Here is a 7,191-nt window from a genome sequence, read left to right as displayed (position 1 = left end):
TTCTCTTTTTGGTCTGTCCCATACTATACCTCTTTCATTGACAAAATTACTGTCCATGAAAGTGGTTACAGATCAGAGAATTACGGAGCCGAAGGCGCAGTAAGTTTTCCGTTTGCCTAAACTTGTTCTGTGTTACCAAGGTAATTTACTTTACTTTGGTATGTTTTGGATGCACTAACCAATGAGGCCGTGCAAACACTACAATAGTGATCAAGCTGGCCATGCTTAAACTCGAACACTAATTTGGCTGATTCAATATCTCTTGGCTCAAAACCCTCGGTAGCTGCGAGCCCATAAAATGTCTCTTTAAGGGTATTCAATGCCAGGTGCAATGGTTCTATATGTGCAAAGGCACGCGGGCAAGGCTCATTTTCAGATACACAGATTTCTACAGAGTCCATACCTGCATCCTCACAAGCTTGACCAAGATGTGGATGCACGAAGGAAAGCGCACTCACTGCGTGGTGGGCGGTGCTTTGGACTACACTTTTTAATCGCTTATGAGATGCCATGACTCTCCAGACACAGAACGCTTGGCTTTGGGGCAGCCGAAGCGATAGCGTAGGCTGTCCCGGCCGCGTTTTTTGCAGCCAACCAACAGCCACTTGTTATATGTTTCTAGGCTCATACCACAATGTGTCCCTTTCTTCTTTGCTAATGACCAATTCTAAATATTCACTGTCCCATGCACCATATATCTTGAAATTCACTCTGGCCTCTCTAAGAGTTAAGTCTCTATTGAGATCTGACTTAATATCGACATTAACTCTTTCATGTGACACACAATCGAAATCATCTTCCCAGAAACAAACTGGACAGATTAAGCATTTACCTCGCTCTGCTAGTGAGTAGTAATCACAACAACCGCATTGGACTGGTTGTTCACCAATCTCGAACTCTTCTAACTTCATGTTCTCGGCCGATTCATATAACGCTTGGCACAGCTGAAAACGGTGCGAAACAGGCTTTGTGTTATTGTTTGAGCGCTAGCGAGTAGCACAAAGCCTGCGTAGCAGCGATTTTCCTGCTGGTGCCACTTGTTATATGCTGCTTGCACAATATTACTTTTTATAAGCCGAGTAAAACGGCCCTTTAAACATAACGACATTGGTTTTCGGCTCTATATGTGCAACAACGATAGTGACATTGTCAGGGTGCAAGTAAAGTGTGTAGTCCTGCCCGCCATGCTGTAATTCACATGAGCTACTAAACTCATTCGCACTGAACTTTCTGGCATAGGTATTTTTGTCCGGCGCTAAGTCTCCTTTATTGGTTAGAATTTTAACCAAATTACTCAGCACAGGCTCGCACTTCGCAGCTAATGTAGACTGTGTAAGTATCACTAATGACAAAGCTACAATAATTCTCATGATATATAACGCCACCAGCAAAGGCCGAGGTGACTGGCGTGGGTCTTGCGCTAGCAAGGCGCATGACAGTTGCCGAAGGTCATTTTGCCTGGCCTTGTTATGTGACTACCACTCTCTTGTGGAAATGGCAGACTCGATATTAAATTCGTAATTGTACGCATTAAGGATAAATCCAATATCTCTGGCTATATTTTCCCTTGCTGCGGTCTCAATCTCGCTATTTGCGTTACCAAACTCATTTGCTAGCTCGTTGAATTCTATTGTGGCTTTACGAGTTAAAATGTAAACATCTTCAGTTGTGCTTGGCTTCTCTTTCTCAATAGATAAACAAAGCTTCAACAATATATTCCTCCCCTTATCTACAAGATGGTTAGGGAAGTAGCTATCGTTGTACATCTCTTCAAGAAATTTGTATTCATTTATTTTTGTATTTGATAGCTGAATTTTTTCAGGCCCACACCCGAAAAGTACGAGTGCCATTAATAGTACTAACAGTGATTTATACATTGAACTCTCCATTCATATAACGCCGCGCACAGGGAGCAGCCGAAGTAACGCGTAGGCTGTCCCGGCCGCGTCCTTTGCGGCCGCACCGCTGCGCCTTGTTATGAGTTTTCACGACGAATAGAGATTTGAACATTATGCTCATTGTTTGGTGCGGAATAATTTTTCATTTCGATTGTGAAACCCGGATACATATTGGCTAGAGCCTCTGATAACCCACCGGCTGCTTGCTCAAGAACAACGGCAGCTTCCCCATGTTCGCACCAGGTATAATGAATCACATTCCCTATTTTATCTGCAGGGGTAAAGCTATTATTCTCAATTTGTTCGTTTATATATTCGTTCACATCCATTATTTCCTTGCTCCTATAATTTCTCTGTGACTCATAACAGCTAAATAAACAGACAGGTAGAATTACAACTAAAAAGCGGACGAGTCTTATTAATTTGGGGATTTCAGAAATAATAGGATAGTGTCCGTTTTATTAGCTAGCTGCATTCCTTTGTCTAAAGCTCTAATTTATTGTTTTATCTGGGGTTTTACAAGCACTAGAAGAATCATACTTAATTAAAGAGACCTGGCGCCTAAAGCTTTATTTCTTGGTTTCGATTTTGCTTTTTCTCTTGTGCAACATTTTTAGGGTACGCGCAAAATGGCGCTATGTTACTGATTTAGTTCAATCTAGTGTTTTATTAATAGTTAATTCCCTAATTAATAGGAATAGGTCGAGATTAGGGCTTAAAAATTAAAACTGTATAAAAAACCATCAATTACTTTTAGGGCTGCCACCATGGGGCTTTATCTTCTGTGTGCAGCTCTCTATAGATGTCTTGGCTGTATGGTGTATCGAAGCTGCCTAGGGCTATTGCTACCCAATGTGCCCATTCGCCTTCTGTGTAGCCCCACTCTAGATTAGAGCCGCATTCGCTGCAGAAGCTACGTTCTACTTTTTCGCTGGATTGGTAGCGTTTAATTGTGTCCTGGCCCTTGGTGTAGCGTAACTCGCTACGGCGGATACGCGCATAGGAGGCGAAGGCGGCGCCGTGCTGTTTTTGACACATCTTGCAATGGCAGTGCGATGCGGTAACGGGCTCGGCCAGTATTTCATACTGGATAGCGCCGCATAGGCAGCTGCCCTGGTAGCGCACGCTGTCTTTATTAGTCATTTGTGACCATTATTGTTTTTAGTTTTTGTTTTGCTTTTCAATTGTGGCGTTCTTTTTAATGGCCACTCTCTTGCTATCCAAGGTGTATATTAAAACGGTGCGCTGCGTAGTAAATCTAAGAAGTGATTGGCTTCGCTGACTTGTTTACCTAGCTGCTCTTCCACGTCTTGTTGGGCGTTTTGCCACAGTGGGTAGGCTTCGCGCAGCAGCTTTATGCCTTTATCGCTAATACGTAAGCCGCGCTTTCGTACGCCCTCTTCTACCCTTCGCTCTATTAAGCCATCGGCTTCCAGTAGCTTGGCCCCACGTGTTAGCGAGGTGCGCTCCATCCATAATTTATCGGCAAGCTCGGTGATGGAATCGGGCTCTATACGGGCGACGGCCGCCAGCAGGGTGAACTGCGTAATGGTAATACCAAGGGGGCGCAGTGCACTATCGTAGCGCCGGGTTATGGCCCTGGCGGCACTTAAGGTACGCACCGCCATGCAGCGCCCAGTTATGTTTTCAATCATCTTTTTATCGCTCATACCGTAGATATACACGATTATCGTTGACTTTCCAATCGTGCATATGCACTATTCGTGTGTATATGCACGATACGGACTGTAAACACTTGCTGTTTAAAGCGCGATATAGCGCGCTTAGAGCATCGGTATTGAGGGCTGCAAAGACTTGGAATCACAGCTTTAAGTACGCCCATTAGCACTTAAAAAGGCTGCACGAGGAAATGCAGCAGTGGCATTAAGAACAAGTGCCCAACAGCTAGAAAACATTGATTAGTTATTTATGTGCCGGTCTCAAGCCATAGGCAAATGGCCAGCATAAGAAAGACAAACATTCGAAAACACGAAGCAATAAGAGGCCTGAGATTATGGCGAGTAATACGCAAATACCTAAATGGATAGACCGCAGCCTTGCCTACCCCTGGCTGCTGCTTGTATTGACGATGGGGCTTATTGCTGCCAGCGCGAGTTTTTTACCCAGGCTTAGCAAGGATACTTCGGCTGATGCTTTTATCGATCCGAACTCTAGCGCGCTTATTTATAAAGATAAGGTAGAGCAACTGTTTAGCCTTACCGATCCTATTGTTATTGCGGTCATTGATCAAAATGGCATTTTTAATGCCGAAAACCTCGCCCTGTTAAAACAACTAAGTGATGGTGTTAAGCAGTTAAAATATGTTGATCCGGATCGGGTAACTAGCCTCGCTACGGAAAACAATATCAACGGCACCGCCGAGGGTTTAATCGTCGAGGGCTTTTTAGATAGTGATACCGAGCACTTTAAAGCGCCCGCCGATAGCGAACAACGCGCAGCCGAGATTCGCACAGCCATTGAAGACTTCCCCCTTTATCAAGGCAGCCTAGTTGGCAAAGCGGGCACCGCTACTTTAATTGTGGCCGAGATCTTAAATGAAGATGAAGCGCAGCTAGCCTACGATGCGGTGGTAGAGCTGGTAAAGAATACCCCCAAGCCTGAAGGCACGGTGGTACATATTGCCGGTGAAGGTGCGGTAGCAGGCTTTCTTTCTACCTATATCGATCGTGATGCCAGCCGCTTGAACCCCATGGCCGGCTTGATTATCACCATTGTGTTATTGATTGGTTTTGTTTCGCTGCGGGCCACCTTACTGCCTAACATTATTGTGGCTGGCACGGTCTTGGGCAGCTTTGGTTTAATGGCGGCTTCTGGTACGTCTTTTTATGTGATTACCAATGGTTTGGTGGTGAATTTAATTGGTATCTCCGTGGCCGATTCCATTCATATTTTATCGGCCTATTATGGTATACAGCGAGCGCAGCCCAGTATCGATAAAAAGCAGGCCGTTAAATTAGCCGTTGCCAGCATGTGGCGACCTGTTAGCTTAACCAGCATTACGACCATTACCGGCTTTCTCGCCCTTTCGGCCAGCGCCACCATGCCCCCCGTGCAAGCCTTTGGCTTATATGGCGCGCTTGGCGTTGCATTAGCTTGGTTGTATTCATTAACTTTGCTGCCAGCGCTAATGATTTTATGGCCGTCCAGTCGTATTCCCCTGCCGTTTCGTAACAACAAAAACCACAGCGATAAACCCAAAGCAGTGGAGCGCTTGCTAAATGGTTTTGGTAAAGCCGTTTTGCATCGCCCTAAGCTCACCATTGCTATTGGCGCCGTTGCTTTTGCTATCGGCATAATTGGCGCAGCACAAGTTAAGGTGGATGAAGATAGGATTGAAAACTTTCAACAAAGCGAGCCGGTGTATATCGCCGATAAAGCCATCAACGCGGCCACCGATGGTATCTACAACTTAGATATCCTAGTCGAAACCGATAGCAATGGCGGCTTATACAACCCCGCGACACTGCATAAAATCGCCGATCTGCAGCAGTATATAGAAAGCTTGTACAGCGTTGGCGGCAGCACATCAATTGTGGATTATATTAAGCAACTGCACCGTTCGGTAAATGAAGGCAATAAAAATTTTTATAGCATTCCTGACGACCCAAATCTTATTGCACAGCTGTTCTTCCTATATAGCGCCAGTGCCGATCCAACAGATTTTGAAGAGGAGATTGATTACGATCATCGCCAGGCGCTTATTCGGGTACAGGTCAAAGAAGGCAAGTACAGCAACAATAAAATTCTGATCCCCAGCATCGAAAGATACATAGAAGAGCACTTTAATAGCCCGGACATTCAAGCCACGGTTACCGGCCGCGTCGCCGTGAACTATCACTGGATTAAGGGTATCGATCAGTCCACGCTGTTTTCCATCATTATTTCTTTTATCTGTGTTACGGCTACCGCTATGTTGGTTTTTAAATCAATAAGCGCTGGCTTGCTGGCCGCCACGCCTGTAGGCCTCGCCATATTATTGGTGTATGCCGTGATGGGCTTTAGCGGCATACCACTAGGTGTTAGCACCTCAATGTTTGCGGCGATTGCAATTGGCCTATCTATCGATTTTGCTATCCACACCTTAGACAAGCTGCGTGAAATTGGCCGCGAGTATGGCCTAAGCGCCGAATCGCTGATGGCTTTTTACCCCGATACCGGTCGCGCACTGCTCTTAAATTTTATTGCGGTAGCGGGTGGTTTTGGGGTGCTAATGAGCTCGGAGGTACCACCACTTGTTAAATTTGGTGGCCTTGTGGCCGTTGCGGTTTCGGTCGCTTTTCTGTCTTCGCTTAGTCTATTGCCTAGCTTGGCACTGTGGCTACAACCCAAAGCGCTATTAAGCGATAACTCATCAACTGAAGAACGTCAGGCTGAAGGAGATTCTTATGAAGCCCAATATAAATAAAGCAAAATTCCGCAAAGCGCTGAGTTTGAAAAATGGTGTTCTAAGCATCGTCTTAAGCTTTGCTGCAGCCAGCATACTGCAAGCGGAAGGTGAAAACATAGAGCCAAGCACATTAAACGCCGATAAAATTATCGCAAAAGTAAACGCCCGCCCGGAAGGTGAGCATGTTATCCGCAACTTCTCTATCGAGCTACGGGATAAAAATGGCCGTACACGTCGCGAAGAAACCATCGCCCACCGTCGTTATTTTACCAACGATAAAGGCGAGCAAGAAAAACGTACCATCATTTTTTATACCGAGCCCAGCCGGGTAAGAGGAACAGGCTTTTTAACTTACGATTACGCCAGCCCAAATCGCGATGATGATCAGTGGCTGTACCTACCCGCGTTGCGCAAAGTGCGCCGCATATCCGCATCCGATAGAGGCGATTATTTTTTGGGTACTGATTTCACTTATGAAGAAATCAAAAAAGAGCAAAAAATAGAAGCCAGCGATTATCACTTTGAACTGCTAGGCGAAAAAGAAATTGATGGACGACAGCTGCTCGTGGTGGAGGGCCTACCCGCCAAGCCACAAATCGCTGAAGAGCTTGGCATATCAAAAGCCATTTGGCATATAGACCCAAGCATTTGGATGAGCCGTCTGAGCGAATTCTACGATCAAAATGGTAACCATAGCCGTACTATGCAGCTAGAAGCCGTAGAGGAAATCGACGGCTATCTTAGCAGTAAGCAAATTATTATTAGCAACCACAAAACCGGACACAGCTCGCGCATCCGTTTTTCCAATATTGATTATGCAAGCCCAGTACCCCAAAAGCTATTTACCCAAGCACGCTTGAGACGCGGCCTATGATTCCTCTATAC

9 protein-coding genes are annotated in these 7,191 nt (G+C 45.5%); 2 read left to right on the top strand and 7 right to left on the bottom strand.

The window, feature by feature from the left end:
* Positions 1–116 precede the first annotated feature (116 nt).
* The 7 genes from Q1A08_RS08665 to Q1A08_RS08640 form a co-directional block, all read right to left on the bottom strand.
* Positions 117–512 carry a hypothetical protein gene (locus tag Q1A08_RS08665; protein WP_299771879.1) on the bottom strand — a complete coding sequence of 132 codons (396 nt, stop codon included), beginning with the start codon at positions 510–512 and terminating at the stop codon, positions 117–119.
* A gap of 96 nt (positions 513–608) precedes the next feature.
* Positions 609–911, bottom strand: a complete 303-nt coding sequence (locus tag Q1A08_RS21500) for a CPCC family cysteine-rich protein (protein WP_363323512.1) — start codon at positions 909–911, stop codon at positions 609–611.
* Positions 912–1,061: 150 nt separating this feature from the next.
* Positions 1,062–1,370, bottom strand: coding sequence for a hypothetical protein (locus tag Q1A08_RS08660; protein WP_299771878.1), 309 nt, complete (start codon positions 1,368–1,370; stop codon positions 1,062–1,064).
* 105 nt (positions 1,371–1,475) lie between these two features.
* A complete protein-coding gene (locus tag Q1A08_RS08655) occupies positions 1,476–1,877 on the bottom strand; it encodes a DUF5713 family protein (protein ID WP_299771877.1) in 402 nt (133 codons plus the stop codon).
* A 98-nt stretch (positions 1,878–1,975) separates the two neighbouring features.
* Positions 1,976–2,227: a hypothetical protein gene (locus Q1A08_RS08650; RefSeq protein ID WP_299771876.1), complete on the bottom strand. Its 252-nt coding sequence runs from the start codon at positions 2,225–2,227 to the stop codon at positions 1,976–1,978.
* Positions 2,228–2,651: 424 nt separating this feature from the next.
* Positions 2,652–3,041: a GFA family protein gene (locus Q1A08_RS08645; protein ID WP_299771875.1), complete on the bottom strand. Its 390-nt coding sequence runs from the start codon at positions 3,039–3,041 to the stop codon at positions 2,652–2,654.
* An 89-nt stretch (positions 3,042–3,130) separates the two neighbouring features.
* A complete protein-coding gene (locus Q1A08_RS08640; RefSeq protein ID WP_299771873.1) occupies positions 3,131–3,568 on the bottom strand; it encodes a MarR family transcriptional regulator in 438 nt (145 codons plus the stop codon).
* Positions 3,569–3,912: 344 nt separating this feature from the next.
* Here Q1A08_RS08640 and Q1A08_RS08635 point away from each other — a divergent pair, with 344 nt between their 5' ends.
* Together Q1A08_RS08635 and Q1A08_RS08630 are read left to right on the top strand one after the other, a co-directional pair.
* The gene (locus tag Q1A08_RS08635; RefSeq protein WP_299771871.1) at positions 3,913–6,324 is read left to right on the top strand and encodes an MMPL family transporter; all 2,412 of its coding nucleotides are present in this window, start codon (positions 3,913–3,915) and stop codon (positions 6,322–6,324) included.
* Positions 6,305–7,180 (top strand): outer membrane lipoprotein-sorting protein, encoded by an 876-nt coding sequence (locus Q1A08_RS08630; protein WP_299771869.1) that lies wholly within the window; start codon positions 6,305–6,307, stop codon positions 7,178–7,180. The genes Q1A08_RS08635 and Q1A08_RS08630 overlap by 20 nt, the downstream gene beginning before the upstream one ends.
* The last annotated feature ends 11 nt before the right edge of the window (positions 7,181–7,191 follow it).

The organism is uncultured Pseudoteredinibacter sp. (assembly GCF_947500695.1).
In the GTDB taxonomy this organism is placed as follows: Bacteria; Pseudomonadota; Gammaproteobacteria; order Pseudomonadales; family Cellvibrionaceae; genus Pseudoteredinibacter.
This window is presented reverse-complemented; position numbering and strand designations above follow the sequence as displayed.